Source organism: Amycolatopsis thermalba (genome assembly GCF_003385215.1).
Classification (GTDB): Bacteria; Actinomycetota; Actinomycetes; order Mycobacteriales; family Pseudonocardiaceae; genus Amycolatopsis_E; species Amycolatopsis_E thermalba.
Genome location: NZ_PQHW01000007.1, coordinates 51,557 through 68,578, shown reverse-complemented (window position 1 = coordinate 68,578; position 17,022 = coordinate 51,557). Strand labels below are relative to the sequence as shown.

Below are 17,022 nucleotides of genomic sequence, written 5' to 3'. Positions count from 1 at the left end.
AGCGCGGTCACTCTTCGTAGGTCAGGTTCTTCCCCGACGACGGATCGAACAGCTGCACCTTCTGCACGTCGAACCACACGTCGAGCGTGCCGCCCTCCCGGGCGCCCGACGACGGGGACAGCCGGGCCGTGATGGACGCTCCGCCGCCCGGCACGTCGTCCGCTCCGGCGTCCGCCGCCAGCTCCGCCAGCTCGGACGACGTCGCCGTCGCGCCTTCCACCGTGAAGTACGCGTACTTCTCCGAGCCCATCGACTCCAGCACGTCCACGTGGGCGCTGAACACGCACCCGCCGCGCGTGGCGGTGTCGTCGAGCAGCCCGGCGTCCTCGAAGTGCTCCGGCCGGATGCCGGCGATCACCTCCCGCGGCGCACCGGCCGCCTCCGCCAGGCGGCGCAGCCGGTCCGGCAGCTCGACCGTGCCCAGCGGGCTCTTCAGGCTCCCGTCCTCCAGCGTCGCGGGCACGAAGTTCATCGACGGCGACCCGATGAACCCGGCCACGAACAGGTTGGCCGGGTGGTCGTAGAGGAACTGCGGCGACCCGATCTGCTGCACGTACCCGGCCCGCAGCACCACGACCCGGTCACCCAGCGTCATGGCTTCGGTCTGGTCGTGCGTGACGTACAGCGTGGTCGTGCCGAGCTGGCGCTGCAGCTTCGACACCGACGTCCGCATCTGCCCGCGCAGCTTGGCGTCCAGGTTGGACAGCGGCTCGTCCATCAGGAACGCCTTGGGGCTGCGCACGATCGCCCGGCCCATCGCCACCCGCTGCCGCTGCCCACCGGACAGGTTGGACGGTTTGCGGTCCAGGTGCGGGGTCAGGTCCAGGATCTCGGCGGCCTCCTCGACCTTCGCCTTCACCGTGGCGTCGTCGATCTTCGCCAGCCGCAGCGGGAAGGCCATGTTCTCCCGCACGCTCATGTGCGGGTACAGCGCGTAGGACTGGAACACCATCGCGATGTCCCGGTCCTTCGGCGCCTTCTCGTTCATCCGCTCGCCGTCGATGCGCAGCTCGCCGGAGGAGATGTCCTCCAGCCCGGCCACCATGTTCAGCGTGGTCGACTTCCCGCACCCGGACGGGCCGACCAGGATGATGAACTCACCGTCGGCGACCTGCAAGTCCACTTCGGACACGGCGAGCGCACCGTCCGGATAGCGCTTGCTCACCTTGTCCAGCACGATCTCAGCCATGGCGCTACCCCTTCACCGCACCGGAGGTCAGCCCCGCGACGATGCGGCGCTGGAAGAACAACACGAACAGGATGATCGGGACGGTGATCACGACCGCGGCGGCGCAGATCGTCCCGGTCGGGTCCTCGAACTGCGAGGCCCCGGTGAAGAACGACAACGCCGCCGGCACCGTCCGCGACGCGTTGGTCGAGGTCAGTGAGATGGCGAACAGGAAGTCGTTCCAGCAGAAGATGAACACCAGGATCGCGGTGGTGAACACGCCCGGCGCCGCCAGCGGCGCGATGACCCGCCGGAACGCCTGGCCGGGCGTGGCGCCGTCCATCTTGGCCGCCTTCTCCAGTTCCCACGGGATTTCCCGGAAGAACGCCGACAACGTGTAGATCGCCAGCGGCAGCGCGAACGTGATGTACGGCAGGATCAGCCCCGGCCAGGTGTCGAACAGCCCGAGCGTGCGCTCGATGTTGAACAGCGGGCTCACCAGCGACACCTGCGGGAACATCGCGATCAGCAGCGAGACCCCGACCAGCAGCTGCTTGCCGGGGAAATCCAGCCGCGCGATCGCGTACGCCGCCATCGTCCCCAGGATCACCGCGATCAGCGTCGCGATGATCGAGATGCCGATCGAGTTGATCAGCGCCCGCACGAAGTCCAGGGTCTGGAAGATGTCCGCGTAGTTCTCCAGCGTCCACGAACGCGGGATGAACTTCCCGTCGTCGATGGTGTCCTTCGTCTTCAGCGACAGCGACAGGATCCACAGCACCGGCACCAGCGCGTAGACCACCACCACGATGTCGATCAGCGTCCACTTCGTCTTGCGGCCGGTGGTGACCGCTCCGCCCATCACCATCAGCGCTTCCCTCCCTTGTCGCTGCCCGGCGCCGCGGTGCCGAACAGCTTGATGAAGATGAACGCGATGATCGCGACCGTGATGAAGATGAGCACCGACATCGTCGACCCGATGCCCAGGTTCAGGCCCTTGATCAGGTTGTTGTAGGTCTGCATGGACACCGACGACGTGTCGTTCTGGCCGCCGGTGAGCACGTAGATGTTGTCGAAGATGCGGAACGCGTCCAGGGTGCGGAACAGCAGCGCCACCAGGATCGCCGGCTTCATCACCGGCACGATGACCTTGATGAACCGCTGCCAAGCGCTCGCGCCGTCCATCGCCGCGGCCTTGAGCAGGTCGTCCGGCACCAGCGCGAGCCCGGCCATCAGCAGCAGCGCCATGAACGGCGTCGTCTTCCACACCTCGGCGAGGATGATGATCGCCATCGACGGCAGGTACTGCGTCAGCGGCGCCGAGTCCCCGGCCAGGGTGTTGGCCAGGTAGCCGGTGTCCGGGGTCCACGCGTAGTACCAGGAGAACGCGGCGACCACGGTCACGATGCCGTACGGGATCAGCGACACCGTGCGCACCAGGCCGCGCCCGACGAGCGTGCGGTGCATGATCAGCGCGAGCACCATGCCCAGCACCAGCTCGATGGCCACCGAGATGATCGTGAGGGCCATCGTGGTGCCGAACGCCGTCCACCAGTAGGAGTCCGACAGTACCGCCGCGTAGTTGGCGAGCCCGACGAACTCGGTGTTCTGCGGGAACCGCAGGTCGTACCGCTGCAGCGACAGCCAGATCGAGTAGACGATCGGGTACCCGGTGACCGCGACCATCACGAGCGCCGCGGGCGCGCACAGCAGCCAGCCCAGCCGCCGCTCCGCCCTCTTCCCTTCGCTCAGGGCCGCTTTCCCCGTTCTCGCCGTGGTCTGTGGCGTCGTGGAAACGTCCTCGACCGTGCTCACGGGATCACCCCTTTCGAGTTCAGCGCGTCGGTCAGCTTGCTGCGCAGCTCTTCGGCCGTCCGCTGCGGATCGATCTCCGACGGCGGCGACAGCACCTTGGAGATCACCGTGGACAGGCTCTGGTACGCCGGGGTCAGCGGGCGCACCGCCGGATCCTTGAGCGCGGCGAGGATCGCGTCCCGCATCGGGTACGCGGTGGCCATGCTCGGGTTGTTGTCCGCGTCGACCGGCTTGGTCGGGTCGAGCGGGGTGTCGTCGGTGTAGAGCGCCTCGATGCTCGGCGGGACACCGTCGTTGAGCGCGGAGAACTTCTGGCTCTCCGGGCTGCGCAGGCACAGCGCCGCCTCGAACGCCTCCGGCTTGTGCTTGGAGGTGGTGCTGACCGCGAGGTCGTAGCCACCGATCGTGGTCTTCGCCGGGATCCCCGGGTCGACGGCCGGGTAGGTGGACCACTTGAAGTGCTGCAGGTCCTGCGGCTGCTCGTCGGCGTAGGAGGCGTAGACGAACGGCCAGTTCAGCTCGAACGCGCCGTTGCCGCGCTGGAACGCCTGCCGGACGTCGTCCTCCTTCTGGTTCGTCAGCGACGGGTCGGTTATGCCGCTGGAGGTGACCCGCTTGAGGAGCTCCAGCGCCTGCACCGCGCCCTCGTCCATGACCACGGACTTGCCGTCGTCGGAGAGGATGCGCCCGCCCGCGGAGGCGACCAGCGTGTTGTAGATGACCACCAGGCCCTCGTACTGGGCGCCGGTGAACAGGATGTTGTGCGGTTTGCCGGCCGCCTTGAGCTGCTCGGCCTGGTTGATCATCTCGTCCCAGGTCGCGGGCGGCCGCGGTGTGATCCGGTCGTCGTACCAGAGCAGCTGGACGTTGGTGTTCTTCGTGGCCGCGTACAGCTTGCCGTTCCAGGTGGCGGTGGCCAGCGGGCCGGGCAGCACGCCCGCCTCCGCCTGCGCCTTGTTCGGCCCCGTCCACTCCTCGGCCCAGCCGGCCTCGGCGAACTCCGGCACCCAGGTGACGTCCAGGCCCAGGATGTCCAGGCCGTCGTCACCGGCGGCGAGCCGTCTCGCCATCTGCAGCCGCTGGTCGTCGGCGCCGCGCTGGAGCTTGTTGTAGACGATCCGGTAGCGCCCCTCGGCCTTGGCGTTGCAGTTGTCCACGACCGACTGGAACGTGTCCTCCGGCGCGTAGTACAGGTTGAGCGTGATCCCCTGTTCGGATCCACAGGCGGTCACCAGCCCGGCGGTCAGCATGCCCGCGCCGACCACCGCTGCGATCCGGCCGGGCGGCCTGCCCCGGCTCTTACCGTTCCCCATCAGGCCTCCTCCTCGGCACGCGGCCGGCGGGAGACCCACCCCGCACGCCGTCGTGCATGCAATCAAGCAACCCGAGGGTGTCAACCCGGGTCGCACGATCGGTGGGAACTGAAACTATGCCCGGCGATCACCGTCCGCAAGCGGTGGAGGTCACGATTCAGTCCGTTGCCCCGGATGGCCGCATCGCGAGCTTCGCCAGCAGGTCACGGCCCTGCTCAGCGTTGCGGGGCTGGCACAGGACGTCGTAGCGGCCCGCGACCAGCTGGCTGGCCGAGGCGAAGTCGCGGCGGCCGCGCGAGGAGGCGTAGCTGATGGCGGCGAACACCAGGCCGAACAGCACACCGGAGACCAGGCCGACCAGGATCGGCTGGTAGGTGACCGTCGCGCCGGAGGCGAACATCGCCAGCAGGAAACCCACGAACAGGCCGAACCAGGCGCCGGAGATCGCGCCGGTCATGAGGACGCGACCCCACGACAGCCGGCCCAGCACCCGCTCGACGAGCATCAGGTCGACGCCGACGATGGTCACGTCCTCGACCGCGAACTGGTTGTCGGCGAGGTAGTCGACCGCCCGCTGCGCCTCCTGGTAGGTGGCGTAGGAGCCGATCGGCCACCCCGTGGGCGGCGTCGGCAAGCGCGGCAGGCCCTGTACTTGACGGCCGCCGGAGGAGAACGGGCTGGTCACGGTCATCACCTGTGCTGTCGTAGTGATCGAGTGACTTCATCCTGCCAACCCCCATGAAACCACGCGAACCCGACACACCAGGGGTTGATCAGCTCTTGACCTGGTACTCGCGCAGCAAGCCGCGGCTGATGATCGTCTTCTGGATCTCGCTGGTGCCCTCGCCGATGAGCAGGAACGGCGCCTCGCGCATCAGGCGCTCGATCTCGTACTCCTTGCTGTACCCGTAGCCGCCGTGGATGCGGAACGCCTCCTGCGTCACCTCGGCGCAGTACTCGCTCGCGATCAGCTTCGCCATGCCCGCCGCCACGTCGTTGCGCTCGCCGGTGTCCTTCAGCCGGGCCGCGTTGACCATCATCAGGTGCGCGGCCTCGACCTTGGTCGCCATCTCGGCCAGCTTGAACGCGATCGCCTGGTGCTGGGCGATCGGCTTGCCGAACGTCCGGCGCTGCTGCGCGTACTCCACCGCCAGCTCGAACGCCCGGATCGCGATCCCGCACGCCCGCGCCGCCACGTTCACCCGGCCCACCTCGATGCCGTCCATCATGAACGCGAACCCCCGGCCCGGGGCCTCGCCGAGGACCTGCGACGCCGGGATCCGGAAGCCGTCGAACACCGCCTCGGTGGTGTCGACGCCCTTGTAGCCCATCTTGTCGATCTTGCCCGGAATCGTCAGCCCCGGCGCCACCTCACCGAAGCCCTCCGGCTTCTCCACCAGGAAGGTCGTGAGGTTCTGGTGCGCTTTCTCCGCGCCTTCGTCGGTACGCACCAGCAGCGCGATCAGGTTCGACGAGCCGCCGTTGGTCAGCCACATCTTCGACCCGTCGATGACGTAGTCGTCCCCGTCCCGCCGCGCGCGCGTCTTGATCGCCGCCACGTCCGAGCCCAGATCCGGCTCGGACATGGAAAAAGCACCGCGAACGAGTCCTTGTGCCATCTTCGGCAAGTACTTCTGCTTCTGCTCCGGCGTGCCGTGCCGGGAGATCATGTGCGCCACGATGAAGTGCGTGTTGATCACACCCGACACGCTCATCCACCCGCGCGCGATCTCCTCGACCACCAGCGCGTAGGTCAGCAACGACTCGCCCAGCCCGCCGAACTCCTCGGGAATGGTGATCCCGAACAGCCCCATCTCCTTCATGCCCTCGACGATGTCCGCCGGGTAGGCGTCCGCGTGCTCCAGCTCCTGGGCGTGCGGGATGATCTCCTTGTCCACGAACGAGCGGACGGTGGACAGGATCTCGTGCTGCACGTCGGTGAGACCGGCGGTCCGGGCCAGACGGGCCATGGGGCGACTCCTGTGTCTGCGGGCGTTATTACCGGCGAGTATCGCGCCCGCCGTGCGATCCCGCATATGGCGCGCCTCACCCGGGGGCGGACTCCTCCGGCTGCCGCGGCGCCGGCGCCTGCCCGTTCACCTGCCGCTCGGCGGACTTCTCCGGGTGGGCGGTGTGCCGTTCGAGAAAGCGGAGCAGCTCGACCGGGAACGGCAGCACGAGCGTGGAGTTCTTCTCCGCCGCCACCTGCACCACCGTCTCCAGCAGCCGCAGCTGCAACGCCGCCGGGGCGTCGGCCATGATGCCCGCGGCCTCGGACAGCTTGTGCGACGCCTGCAGCTCGCCGTCGGCCGAGATCACCCGCGCCCGGCGTTCCCGCTCGGCTTCCGCCTGGCGCGACATCGACCGCTTCATCGACTCGGGCAGCGCGACGTCCTTGATCTCCACCCGGTCGATGTGCACGCCCCAGTCCAGGGCCGGGCTGTCGATCATCAGCTCGAGCCCCTGGTTGAGCCGCTCCCGGTTGGAGAGCAGGTCGTCCAGGTCGCTCTTGCCGATGATCGAGCGCAGCGAGGTCTGCGCCACCTGCCCGACGGCGAACCGGTAGTCCTGCACGTTGACGGCGGCGACCACGGGGTCGATGACCTTGAAGTACACGACGGCGTCGACGCGGACCGTCACGTTGTCCCGCGTGATGCCCTCCTGCGCGGGCACCGGGAGGGTGACGATCTGCATGTTCACCTTCTGTAGCCGGTCGGCGCCCGGCAGCAGCATGGTCAGGCCCGGCTCGCGGACGTTCGGGCGGACCCGGCCGAACCGGTACACCAGCCCGCGTTCGTACTGCCGGACCACGCGGAGGCTGGTGGCGAGCCCGGTGACTCCCACGGCCGCGACGACGGTGATGATTTCGGCCAGCATGGCGGCTCCCAGGGGTGCGTGTCCCTTGACGCGATGTTACCCCCGTCACAGTCATTGGGAAGTGCCCGATCGCTGGCACTCTGGGTGACGTGCGGGTACCTGAGGAGTTCGCGGAGCGGCTGATCGACAACGAGGGGGACGTGGTGCGGCCGTGGCTGGCCGCGCTGCCCGACCTGGCGGACTGGTGCTGCCGGCAGTGGGGGCTGGCGATCGAGGGGCTGCCCTGGCACGGCTACACGGCGCTGGTGTTCCCGGTGCGCCGCGACGGCGAACCGCTCGTGCTGAAGCTCGCCTGGCAGGACGACTGGACCCGGGACGAGCCGGTGGCACTGTCCACCTGGGATGGTCGTGGCGCGGTGCGGCTGCTGGAAAGCGCTCGCGGCGCGCTGCTGCTGGAACGGCTCGACGCGTCCCGGACGCTGCTGACCGAGCCGCTGGACAAGGCGCTGGAGATCGCGTGCGGCCTGCTGCACCGGCTGACCGTCCCCGCTCCCCCGCTCGGCCGCACCCTGCGCGACGAGGCCGTCCGGCTCGCCGAGGAGATGCCCGTGGAATGGGCGCGGCTGGGCGGGCCGGTGCCGAAGCGGTTGCTGGACGCCGCGGTCGCGGTGTGCCGGGACCTCGGCCCGGAGGCCGGGACGTCACTGGTCAATCAGGACCTGCACTACGAAAACGTCCTCGCCGGGTCGCGCGAACCGTGGCTCGTGATCGATCCGCAGCCGATCGCCGGCGATCCGGAGTTCGGCCTGATCCCGTTGCTGTGGAACCGGTTCGACGAGTCCACAGTGGAAGAGCGGGCCCGGGTGCTGACCGCCGGGCTGGACGCGGACCGCGCCCGCGCCTGGACGCTGGTGCGGGCCGTGGACGACTGGCTGTGGGCCGCCGAGCACGGGGGTTTTCCCAGCGTGCCGATCCTCAGTGCGATCGCCGAGTGGGCGGCGCTCGCCTAGTCCCCACCCGCCAGCCCGCCACCGCCCTCAACCGACGCGCTACGCGCGGCTCGCCTAATCTTCCAGCATGGCCGGAGTGAACAGAGTCTTCGCCGCCCAGCTGGCCGGCCTGCCGGTGTTCGGGCCGGACGGCGAGTCCATCGGCAAGGTCCGCGACCTGGTCGCCGGCCTGCGGCTGGACCAGCAGCCGCCGCGGGTGCTCGGTCTCGTCGTCGAGCTGGCCACCCGGCGCCGGGTGTTCGTGCCCATGCTGCGGGTCACCGCGATCGAACCGACCGCCGTCACACTCGCGACCGGCTCGGTCAACATGCGCCGCTTCCACCGCCGCCCCAACGAGGTGCTGGTGCTCGGGCAGCTGATCGACGCGCAGGCCCGGCTGGCCGCCACCGACGCGCGGGTCACGGTCGCCGACGCGGCGATGGAACCGGTCCGCACGCGTGACTGGGTGCTGGCCAAGCTCGCCGTCCGCGAGCGCACCGGGCGGCTCGGCCTGAGCAGGCGGCGGTCGTCGCTGCGGGTGCTGCCCTGGTCGGAGGTGCGCGGGCTGAGCCTGACCGACCTCACCGGCCAGCCGCAGGGCGCCGGGCAGCTGCTCATGCTGTTCGACACCATGCGCGCGGTCGACATCGCCGCGACCATGCGCGACCTGCCGACCAAGCGGCGGCACGAGGTGGTCGACTCGATGGACGACGAGCGGCTCGCCGACGTGCTGGAGGAGCTGCCCGAGGAGGACCAGAAGGAGCTGCTCGCCCACCTGGCCGAGGAGCGCGCCGCCGACATCCTGGAGGCGATGAACCCGGACGACGCGGCCGACCTGCCCGCCGAGCTGGCCCCGGCCGACCAGAGCCGCCTGCTCGAGCTGATGCACCCGGACGAGTCCGAGCCGCTGAAGCGCCTGCTCACCTACTCGTCGGACACCGCGGGCGGCCTGATGACGCCGGAGCCGGTCATCCTCACCCCGGACGCCACGATCGCCGAGGCGCTGGCCCACATCCGCAACCCCGACCTGCCGGCCGCGCTGGCGAGCCTGGTGTTCGTGTGCCGCCCGCCGACCGAGACCCCGACCGGCCGGTACGTCGGCTGCGTGCACTTCCAGCGCCTGCTGCGCGAGCCGCCCGCCGAGCTGGTCGCCAGCGCCGTGGACACCGACCTGCCCGCCCTGGGCCCGGACGCCGAGCTGCCGGAGATCACCCGCTACTTCGCGGCCTACAACCTCGCCTGCGGTCCGGTCGTGGACGACCAGGACCACCTGCTGGGCGCCGTCACCGTCGACGACCTGCTCGACCACCTGCTGCCCGACCGCTGGCGCGAGACCGGGCTGGCCGACATCACCGAGGGACAGGAGATTGACAGTGCCTGAGTTGACCGCGCGGCGCCGCCTCGACCAGCCCCGCTCCGGCCGCGGGCCCCGGGTCAGCATCGACCCGGACAGCTTCGGACGGCTGTCCGAGCGGCTGGCCCGGTTCCTCGGCACCGGGAAGTACCTGTTCTGGCAGACGCTCATCGTGATCGTGTGGATCATCATCAACCTGAGCGCGGCCGCCCTGCGCTGGGACCCGTACCCGTTCATCCTGCTCAACCTGGCCTTCTCCACCCAGGCGGCGTATGCAGCGCCGTTGATCCTGCTGGCGCAGAACCGCCAGGACGACCGCGACCGGGTGTCGCTGGAGGAGGACCGGCACCGGGCGGCGCAGACCAAGGCCGACACCGAATACCTGGCGCGTGAGCTGGCCGCGCTGCGCCTGGCCGTCGGCGAGGTCGCCACCCGCGACTACCTGCGCGGGGAGCTGGACAAGCTGCGTGAGGACCTCAACACGAAGCCGCGACGTGGCAAAAGCAATAGGGCCCAGGCAGAGGCCATTACCGGTCCGTAGCATGGTGGGGTGACCAGTACGCAGCAGATCCCCAGCGCCGAGGACGTCCGCGCGGCGCTGAAGGACGTTCACGACCCCGAGATCCGCAAGCCCATCACGGACCTCGGAATGGTCAAGGACGTCGCGGTCAGCGAGGACGGCGTCGTCACGGTCGCGGTGTATCTGACGGTCGCCGGCTGTCCGCTCAAGGACACCATCACCAAGGACACCCAGGCCGCGGTCGGCAAGCTCCCCGGTGTGCGCGAGGTCCGGGTGGAGCTCGACGTGATGAGCGACGAGCAACGCACCGAGCTGCGGAAACAGCTGCGCGGGGATTCGGCGGAACCGGTCATCCCGTTCGCCCAGCCGGGCTCGATGACGCGGGTGTACTGCGTCGCGTCCGGCAAGGGCGGGGTCGGCAAATCGAGCGTGACGGTCAACCTGGCGGTGGCGATGGCCCAGCGCGGGCTGTCGGTCGGCGTGGTCGACGCGGACATCTACGGTCACTCGGTGCCGCGCATGCTGGGCGCGCGCGAGAAGCCGACGAAGGTCGAGCAGATGATCATGCCGCCGCAGGCGCACGGCGTGAAGGTCATCTCGATCGGCATGTTCACCTCGGGCAACACGCCGGTGGTGTGGCGCGGGCCGATGCTGCACCGCGCGCTGCAGCAGTTCCTGGCCGACGTGTTCTGGGGCGATCTGGACATCCTGCTGCTGGACCTGCCGCCGGGCACCGGGGACATCGCGATCTCGGTCGCGCAGCTGATCCCGAACGCGGAGATCCTGGTGGTGACCACGCCGCAGCAGGCGGCGGCCGAGGTCGCCGAGCGGGCCGGCGCGATCGCGATGCAGACGCGGCAGCGGATCGCCGGGGTCATCGAGAACATGTCGTGGCTGGAGACGCCGTCCGGGGAGCGGATGGAGATCTTCGGCTCCGGCGGCGGCCGGACGGTGGCGGAGTCGCTGTCGAAGTCGGTGGGCACGGAGGTGCCGCTGCTGGGCCAGGTCCCGCTCGACCCGCGCCTGCGTGAGCAGGGCGACGCGGGGACGCCGCTGGTGCTGGCGGAGCCGGAGGCCCAGGCGTCGCAGGTCCTCCAGGACGTGGCGAAGAAGCTCTCGGTGCGGGCGCGCGGGCTGGCGGGCAAGATGCTCAACCTGAGCCCCAGCGGCCGCTAGCCGGGGCTTGAGAACCCAAGGTAGCTGGGTGGTCATCCCGTCGCCTGACACGTGACGATCACCTTGGGCCAGGGCCGCAACCCAGGCCGCCAACCGGCGGCCGAACATGCCAACCTTGCGGCCCTGGCTCAAGGTGATATGCACAAACCGGAAGGCGACGGGATGACCACCCAGCGACCACCCACCCGAGGTGAGACAACAACGGTCCCCCGTCATCCCGGAGCCTGCCCGTCCGGCGAGGACATCTTTTGATCTTTAAACCCGCGCCTTGGGCAGGCGGAGAGCCCGCCCTGCGGGCGGGAGCGCCTCACGGCGCCGAACGGTCACCTTCCGACCACCCCCGCCCCCGCTCCTGAATTGTGTTTCGGTCGCCGAGCAGGCGTGTCAAGGCGGGAAAGAGTACCTTGACACGCCTGATCGGCGACCAAAGACCGGCTGTGGATCGGGGGCGGGGGAGGTCTGGTTGGGGTAGTCGGTCCTGCTGCGTTGCCAGGCGGGGGTTGTGCAGGGCTGCCGCGCGGCCCTTGGGGTAGTCGGTGCTGTTGCGTTGCCAGGCGGGGGTTGTGCAGGGCTGCCGCGCGGCCCTTGGGGTAGTCGGTGCTGTTGCGTTGCCGGGCGGGGGTTGTGCAGGGCTGCCGCGCGGCCCTTGGGGTAGTCGGTGCTGTTGCGTTGCCGGCCGGCGGTTTTCGGGCACGCTCCCAAAAAAAGAGCGCCCCGTCAGGGGCGCCTTCTTTGCTCAGGTGGCGTCGGGGTCCACCGGTGGCTTCTCGCCTGGCTTGAGTGGCTCCGGCTCCGCCTTGGTGGCCGGGCTGGCCGCCGCGGGGTAGCCGTTCGGCTTCACGCTTCCGCCCGACAGGCCGTTGATCCCGAGCGGGTCCGGGTCACCGTCGAAGAGGTGCTGCGTCACCGCCCGGCGCGGGTCGAAGTTGCGCAGCTGCCGCAGGTCCTCCAGCGGCTTCTGGAACTGCTCGAAGTCCGAGCCCATCTCGTCCTTCAGCTGCTGCCGCGCGCCGTTCGCGAAGTCGCGCACCTTCCGCACGCTGCGGCCCAGCCACGCGGCCGCCTCGGGCAGTCGCTCCGGGCCGAGGATGAACAGGCCCGCGACGATCAGGACGAGGATCTCGCCCCAGCCAACGCTTTCGAACATTCGCGAACCTCCGCCTCACACGGCCGTAGCTCTCCCAGGTTACCTCGGCGACAGCCCCGGTCCACCGCTGATCGAGGAGTTCACGTCTCGGCTACCGCGCCGTCAGTCCGAGCCCAGCGTCACGTCGACCATGAGCGTCCGCCCCTGCCGCACCAGCTGCACCGGCACCGTTTCGCCGATCTCGTGCTGCCGCACCGCCACCGTCAGCTCCGCGGCGTTGCGCACCAGCCGGTCACCGAGCTTGGTGATGACGTCGCCCTCCGCGATGCCGGCCCGCGCGGCCGGGCCACCGTCGGCGACGTTGAGCACCTGCGCGCCCTCCGACGTCTCCGCCGCCACCGACGCCGCGTTCACCCCGATGTCGGCGTGCTTGACCTGACCACTGCTGATGAGCGTCCGCGCGATCTTGATGGCGTCGTCGGCCGGGATCGCGAACCCGATGCCGATGCTGCCGCCCGAACCGTCCTGACCACCATCGGTGCGGATCGACGAGTTGATGCCGACCAGCGCGCCCGTGGAGTCGACCAGCGCCCCGCCCGAGTTGCCGCGGTTGATGGGCGCGTCGGTCTGGATGGCGTCGTAGGTGACCGGCGGCTCGCCGTTCTCCCCCGCCGCGGTGACCGGCCGGTGCAGCGCGCTGACGATGCCCGAGGTCACGGTGTTCTCCAGCCCCAGCGGCGAGCCGACGGCGATCACCGAATCGCCCGGTTCGAGGCTGGCCGGGTCGCCGATCTGCAGCACCGTCGGATTGGACACGGCCACCTTGATCACGGCCAGGTCCGTCTTCGGGTCCGTCCCGACGACCCGCGCCTCGGTGCGGGTGCCGTCGGTGAACACCGCGGTGATCTTGGCCTGCGGATCGCTCGTGGCCAGCGAAATGACGTGGTTGTTGGTGATCGCGTAGCCCTGCGGGTCGATCATCACGCCCGAGCCGACGCTGCCGGACTGGCCGGACTTGACCTCGATCGAGATGACCGCGGGCGCGACGCGCTGCGCGATGTCGGCGATCGAGCCGGGCGCGCGTTCCTTGCCAGCCTCGGCCTCGGAAATCGTCGCCGAGCCGGTCAGCGAGTCACCCGCGCCGCCGAGCCACCAGCCGATCAGGCCGCCGACCGCGCCGATGAGCAGGCAGATCACCCCGAGCAGGCCCAGCGCGACCGGCTTGACCCGGCGGCCGAACAGCAGCTCCGGCAGCGACAGCTGGGCGCTGCGCGGACGGTCGGCGTCGGAGTCGTCGGAGTCGTCGGGATCGAGCGCCGGGCGGGACAGCACCGCGGCCGAACCCGGATCGCGCCACGGGTCGGTCATCCGGGACCACAGCGGCGGCTCCGGCTCACCGCCCGGGTGCCTGCCGTTGTCCCCGGCGGGCCGCTGGAGCCGCACGTCCTCCGCGCCGGGCGGGCGGCCGAAGGCCTCGGCCAGCGACTCCGGCGCCGGCGGCGTGGACGCGATCTTGTCGCCGTTGCGCGTGCCGGGGGTGTAGAGCTTGTCGAAGGCGCCGTCCACGCCGTGCGGGCGGCCGAACACACCGGCCTCCGCGGGATCCACCGGCGGCCGGTCCAGCGGGCGCGGCGCCAGCCGCGGTTCCGCGCCGGCGCTGTCCTGTGGTGGATTCGGCTGACTCATCGTTCCCCGGGTGGCTGGCTCGTCGTGTTGTCGGCGCGACCCTACGCCACCGATTGTCCCGCGCGGGCGGTGAAGGGCGCGTCAGCGACCGGCCACTGGGGCAGGGGTGGTGGTGGTCGTGGTGGTGGCCGGTGCGCTCGGCTCGCCGCCGAGCTGGGCACGCAGCACGCCGGGCGCGGGGGCCTGCCCCGGCTCCGGGTTGGCCTGGGTCGGATCGCCGCCGGTCGACGAGGTCACCACGAGCGCGAGCGCGCTCAGCACCAGGCCGGACACGGCCACCCCGGCACCCTGCGCGACCCGGCGCCGCACCGACGGTTGACGCTGCCCGCCCAGCACGGCGGAACCGCTACCGAGAGGCGCGCTCGACCCGAGCGGCGCCGACGACCCAAAAGGGGACGATTTGAGGCCGGCGACGCGGTCCGGCCGCTGGATCGCGACCAGCTGGCCGTCCTCGGTCACCGCGAGGTTGTCGGGACTGGTGGGCAGGTCGGTGTCCTGCGGGATGTTGCGCAGGCTCGCCAGCAGGCTGGCCGGCATCGACGGTGCTCCCGCGTGCCGGACGGCCGCGCGCACCTGGCGCTGCGACGTCACCTCGGCCGCGCAGATCGGGCAGCGCGCGACGTGCGACGCGGCACGCTCGCGGGCGCCCAGGCTCATCTCGCCGTCCACGAAGGCGACGACGGCGTCGGGAAGCAGGTGAGACTCGGGCAGGCCCCAGCCTCGCAGTTCGCTCATGCGGAAACCCCCACGGATTCCTCCTTGGCCGCCCGGCGCCGTTCGAGCGAGGCACGCAGCGCCTGCCGGCCGCGGTGGATCCGGCTGCGCACGGTGCCCAGCTTCACGCCGAGCGTCGCACCGATCTCCTCGTAGGAAAGCCCTTCGACGTCGCACAGCACCACGGCGGCGCGGAACTCCGGCGGCAGCTCGTCGAGCGCGGCCTGCAGGTCCGGGTCCAGGTGGGTGTCGCTGTACACCTGCTCGGGGCTCGGGTCGTCACCGACGATGCGGTCGGTGTCCTCGGGCAGCCCCTCCATGCGCACCCGCGAGCGGCGGCGCGCCATGTCCAGGAACAGGTTCGTGGTGATGCGGTGCAGCCAGCCCTCGAAGGTGCCCGGCTTGTAGGACGCCAGCGAGCGGAACACCCGGATGAACGTCTCCTGGGTGAGGTCCTCGGCGTCGTGGCTGTTGCCGGTCAGGCGGTACGCCAGGCGGTAGACGCGGTCGCCGTGCTCGCGGACGACCTCGTCCCACGACGGCGGGGTCCACGCGGACTCGTCGACCGTGACCGGGTGGCCCTCGACCTGCTCGTTCTTCAGGCTGTTCTGCATCGTGGGGGACGGCACCTCCATCAGGCTGTTCTCCCAACTGATCTGTCCAACGCGGGCCATCCGCACTGTGTTCCCGGGTACCCCTGGTGCCCGTTGAGACCCAGCTTGGCCTCTCTCCTTATGTGGGTAGTGAGACGAGACTGAGAGCCGCCTGAGAGAAGTGTGCACGTCTTCCGCGGGTTTGGCGACGACCAGCGCTAACCTTGCGCGCGTGACCTCCGAGACGCTCGCGGCGAGTGGCGGCGACCACGCCGAGGGCTACCTGCCCGACCACCCGGCCGACGCCGCGCTGCTCGCCGCACGGGCGCGCTCGGCGGAGCTGGGCTGCGCGGCGCTCGGACCCGCGACCGGGGCGGCGCTGTGCTTCCTGGCGACGAGCCTGCGGGCCCGCGCGGTGGTCGAGATCGGCACCGGCATCGGGGTCAGCGGGCTCTACCTGCTGCGCGGCATGGCGCCGGACGGGGTCCTGACCTCGATCGACATCGAGCCGGAGCACCACCAGGCGGCGCGGCGGACGTTCCGCGAGGCCGGGTACCCGCCCGGGCGGACGCGGCTGATCATGGGCCGGGCGCTGGACGTGCTGCCGCGGCTGACCAGCGGCGGGTACGACCTGGTGTTCGTGGACGCGGCGCGGGCCGAGTACCCGCGCTACTACGAGCACGGCGTGCAGCTGCTGCGGCCGGGCGGGGTGATCGCGTTCCACGGCGTGACGGACGCGGCCCGCGGCGAGCGGCGGGAGCCGGGCTCCCTCGCGGCGCGCGAACTGGCGCGGGCCATCCGCGAGGACGAACGACTGGTGCCGGCGCTGCTGCCGGTCGGCGGAGGGCTGCTGGTCGCCGCGGTGCAGTGATCGCCGCTGGTCAGCGCTGGTCTGCGCTGCGTCGCCGGGCGCTGGCAGCCGGTGACGCCCCTCGAAATTGTCGTACCCCTGGTGCAGGATCACCTCACGCGAAATGTCCGGATCGACGAGGGGGTCGTCATGCGCGAGGCAGTCGTCAGCGCCGCGCGGTTCATCACCACGCACGCGGCGGAACCGCTGGGGCTGGGGGACGTCGCCGACCACGTCGGCTACAGCCCGTTCCACCTGGCCCGCACGTTCACGCGGGAGCTGGGCATGCCGCCGTGCCAGTACCTGACGGCCCGCCGGTTCGAGAAGGCCAAACAGCTGCTCCTGCGGACCGACGAGCGGATCATCGACATCTGCCACGCGGTGGGGTTCTCCGCGGTCGGCACCTTCACCACCCGCTTCACCGCCGCGGTCGGCACCACGCCCGTCGAGTTCCGGCGGCTGCCGGACGTGCTCACCGGCTCACCGCCGCACCCGGTGTCGGTGCCGGGCGCGGGCGGCGGCACGGTCATGGGCACGGTCCGGCTGAGCCCGGCCGCCTTGATGGCGCTGGGCCCGAACCCGGCGGTCTACGTCGGGCTGTTCTCCAAGCGCGCCGCGCGCGGGTTCCCGGTCAGCGGCACGCTGCTGGCCGAACCGGGCGATTTCCTGCTCCCCGGCGTCCCACCGGGCACGTACTGGGTGATGTCCTCGGCACTGCCCACCGGCACCGGCCCGGCGGCCCAGCTCATCCCGGGCCGCACCGTGCTCGGCGCCTGCCCGCGCGCGGTCCGGGTGTCCGCGGAGGCGCCGGTGCACCAGCGCGACGTGCACCTGGAGCTGGGTCAGGACTGGTCGCCGCCGGTCCTGATCGCCCTGCCGGCGCTGGCCTCGGCCGATGCGCAAGAACGGAGAAGACACCGGTGAGAGCGCCGCCGTAGCG

The 17,022-nt window shown here is 70.6% G+C and carries 17 protein-coding genes; 6 read left to right on the top strand and 11 right to left on the bottom strand.

Translation table 11 applies throughout. The features are described 5' to 3' along the window. Nucleotides 1-7 precede the first annotated feature (7 nt). From D0D15_RS05095 to D0D15_RS05065, 7 genes are all read right to left on the bottom strand, one after another. Nucleotides 8-1,189 (bottom strand): ABC transporter ATP-binding protein, encoded by a 1,182-nt coding sequence (locus D0D15_RS05095; protein ID WP_094006860.1) that lies wholly within the window; start codon nt 1,187-1,189, stop codon nt 8-10. Between the two features lie 4 nt (nt 1,190-1,193). Further along, a complete protein-coding gene (locus D0D15_RS05090; RefSeq protein ID WP_094006861.1) occupies nt 1,194-2,036 on the bottom strand; it encodes a carbohydrate ABC transporter permease in 843 nt (280 codons plus the stop codon). Continuing rightward, nucleotides 2,036-2,983 carry a carbohydrate ABC transporter permease gene (locus tag D0D15_RS05085; protein WP_094006862.1) on the bottom strand — a complete coding sequence of 316 codons (948 nt, stop codon included), beginning with the start codon at nt 2,981-2,983 and terminating at the stop codon, nt 2,036-2,038. The genes D0D15_RS05090 and D0D15_RS05085 overlap by 1 nt, the downstream gene beginning before the upstream one ends. After that, nucleotides 2,980-4,296: an ABC transporter substrate-binding protein gene (locus D0D15_RS05080; RefSeq protein WP_094006863.1), complete on the bottom strand. Its 1,317-nt coding sequence runs from the start codon at nt 4,294-4,296 to the stop codon at nt 2,980-2,982. The genes D0D15_RS05085 and D0D15_RS05080 overlap by 4 nt, the downstream gene beginning before the upstream one ends. A gap of 157 nt (nt 4,297-4,453) precedes the next feature. Next, the gene (locus D0D15_RS05075; protein ID WP_094006864.1) at nt 4,454-4,987 is read right to left on the bottom strand and encodes a YflT domain-containing protein; all 534 of its coding nucleotides are present in this window, start codon (nt 4,985-4,987) and stop codon (nt 4,454-4,456) included. An 82-nt stretch (nt 4,988-5,069) separates the two neighbouring features. After that, nucleotides 5,070-6,266 (bottom strand): acyl-CoA dehydrogenase family protein, encoded by a 1,197-nt coding sequence (locus tag D0D15_RS05070; protein ID WP_094006865.1) that lies wholly within the window; start codon nt 6,264-6,266, stop codon nt 5,070-5,072. A gap of 76 nt (nt 6,267-6,342) precedes the next feature. Beyond that, entirely contained in the window at nt 6,343-7,173 is an 831-nt protein-coding gene (locus D0D15_RS05065) for a slipin family protein (RefSeq protein WP_094006866.1), read from the bottom strand. 80 nt (nt 7,174-7,253) lie between these two features. Here D0D15_RS05065 and D0D15_RS05060 point away from each other — a divergent pair, with 80 nt between their 5' ends. The 4 genes from D0D15_RS05060 to D0D15_RS05045 all read left to right on the top strand — a co-directional run bounded on the left by D0D15_RS05060 (nt 7,254) and on the right by D0D15_RS05045 (nt 11,152). Then, nucleotides 7,254-8,123 carry an aminoglycoside phosphotransferase family protein gene (locus D0D15_RS05060; protein WP_369806806.1) on the top strand — a complete coding sequence of 290 codons (870 nt, stop codon included), beginning with the start codon at nt 7,254-7,256 and terminating at the stop codon, nt 8,121-8,123. Nucleotides 8,124-8,190: 67 nt separating this feature from the next. Beyond that, the gene (locus tag D0D15_RS05055; protein ID WP_115944274.1) at nt 8,191-9,483 is read left to right on the top strand and encodes a magnesium transporter MgtE N-terminal domain-containing protein; all 1,293 of its coding nucleotides are present in this window, start codon (nt 8,191-8,193) and stop codon (nt 9,481-9,483) included. Next, nucleotides 9,476-9,997: a DUF1003 domain-containing protein gene (locus tag D0D15_RS05050; RefSeq protein ID WP_094006868.1), complete on the top strand. Its 522-nt coding sequence runs from the start codon at nt 9,476-9,478 to the stop codon at nt 9,995-9,997. Before D0D15_RS05055 ends, D0D15_RS05050 begins: the two co-directional genes overlap by 8 nt. A 9-nt stretch (nt 9,998-10,006) precedes the next feature. Next, nucleotides 10,007-11,152, top strand: a complete 1,146-nt coding sequence (locus D0D15_RS05045) for an Mrp/NBP35 family ATP-binding protein (protein WP_094006869.1) — start codon at nt 10,007-10,009, stop codon at nt 11,150-11,152. Nucleotides 11,153-11,888: 736 nt separating this feature from the next. Here D0D15_RS05045 and tatB read toward each other — a convergent pair. The 4 genes from tatB to sigE all read right to left on the bottom strand — a co-directional run bounded on the left by tatB (nt 11,889) and on the right by sigE (nt 15,274). Beyond that, a complete protein-coding gene (gene tatB, locus D0D15_RS05040; protein WP_094006870.1) occupies nt 11,889-12,299 on the bottom strand; it encodes a Sec-independent protein translocase protein TatB in 411 nt (136 codons plus the stop codon). Nucleotides 12,300-12,401: 102 nt separating this feature from the next. Next, nucleotides 12,402-13,925, bottom strand: coding sequence for a S1C family serine protease (locus D0D15_RS05035; RefSeq protein ID WP_094006871.1), 1,524 nt, complete (start codon nt 13,923-13,925; stop codon nt 12,402-12,404). A gap of 81 nt (nt 13,926-14,006) precedes the next feature. After that, nucleotides 14,007-14,660, bottom strand: a complete 654-nt coding sequence (locus D0D15_RS05030; RefSeq protein WP_094006872.1) for an anti-sigma factor family protein — start codon at nt 14,658-14,660, stop codon at nt 14,007-14,009. Beyond that, on the bottom strand, nt 14,657-15,274 hold the full coding sequence (gene sigE / locus D0D15_RS05025; RefSeq protein WP_094006873.1) for an RNA polymerase sigma factor SigE: 618 nt from the start codon (nt 15,272-15,274) through the stop codon (nt 14,657-14,659). The genes D0D15_RS05030 and sigE overlap by 4 nt, the downstream gene beginning before the upstream one ends. Before the next feature lie 190 nt (nt 15,275-15,464). Here sigE and D0D15_RS05020 point away from each other — a divergent pair, with 190 nt between their 5' ends. Both D0D15_RS05020 and D0D15_RS05015 read left to right on the top strand, forming a co-directional pair. After that, a complete protein-coding gene (locus D0D15_RS05020; protein ID WP_094006874.1) occupies nt 15,465-16,103 on the top strand; it encodes an O-methyltransferase in 639 nt (212 codons plus the stop codon). 129 nt (nt 16,104-16,232) lie between these two features. Continuing rightward, the gene (locus D0D15_RS05015; protein WP_094006875.1) at nt 16,233-17,006 is read left to right on the top strand and encodes a helix-turn-helix transcriptional regulator; all 774 of its coding nucleotides are present in this window, start codon (nt 16,233-16,235) and stop codon (nt 17,004-17,006) included. Nucleotides 17,007-17,022 lie beyond the last annotated feature (16 nt).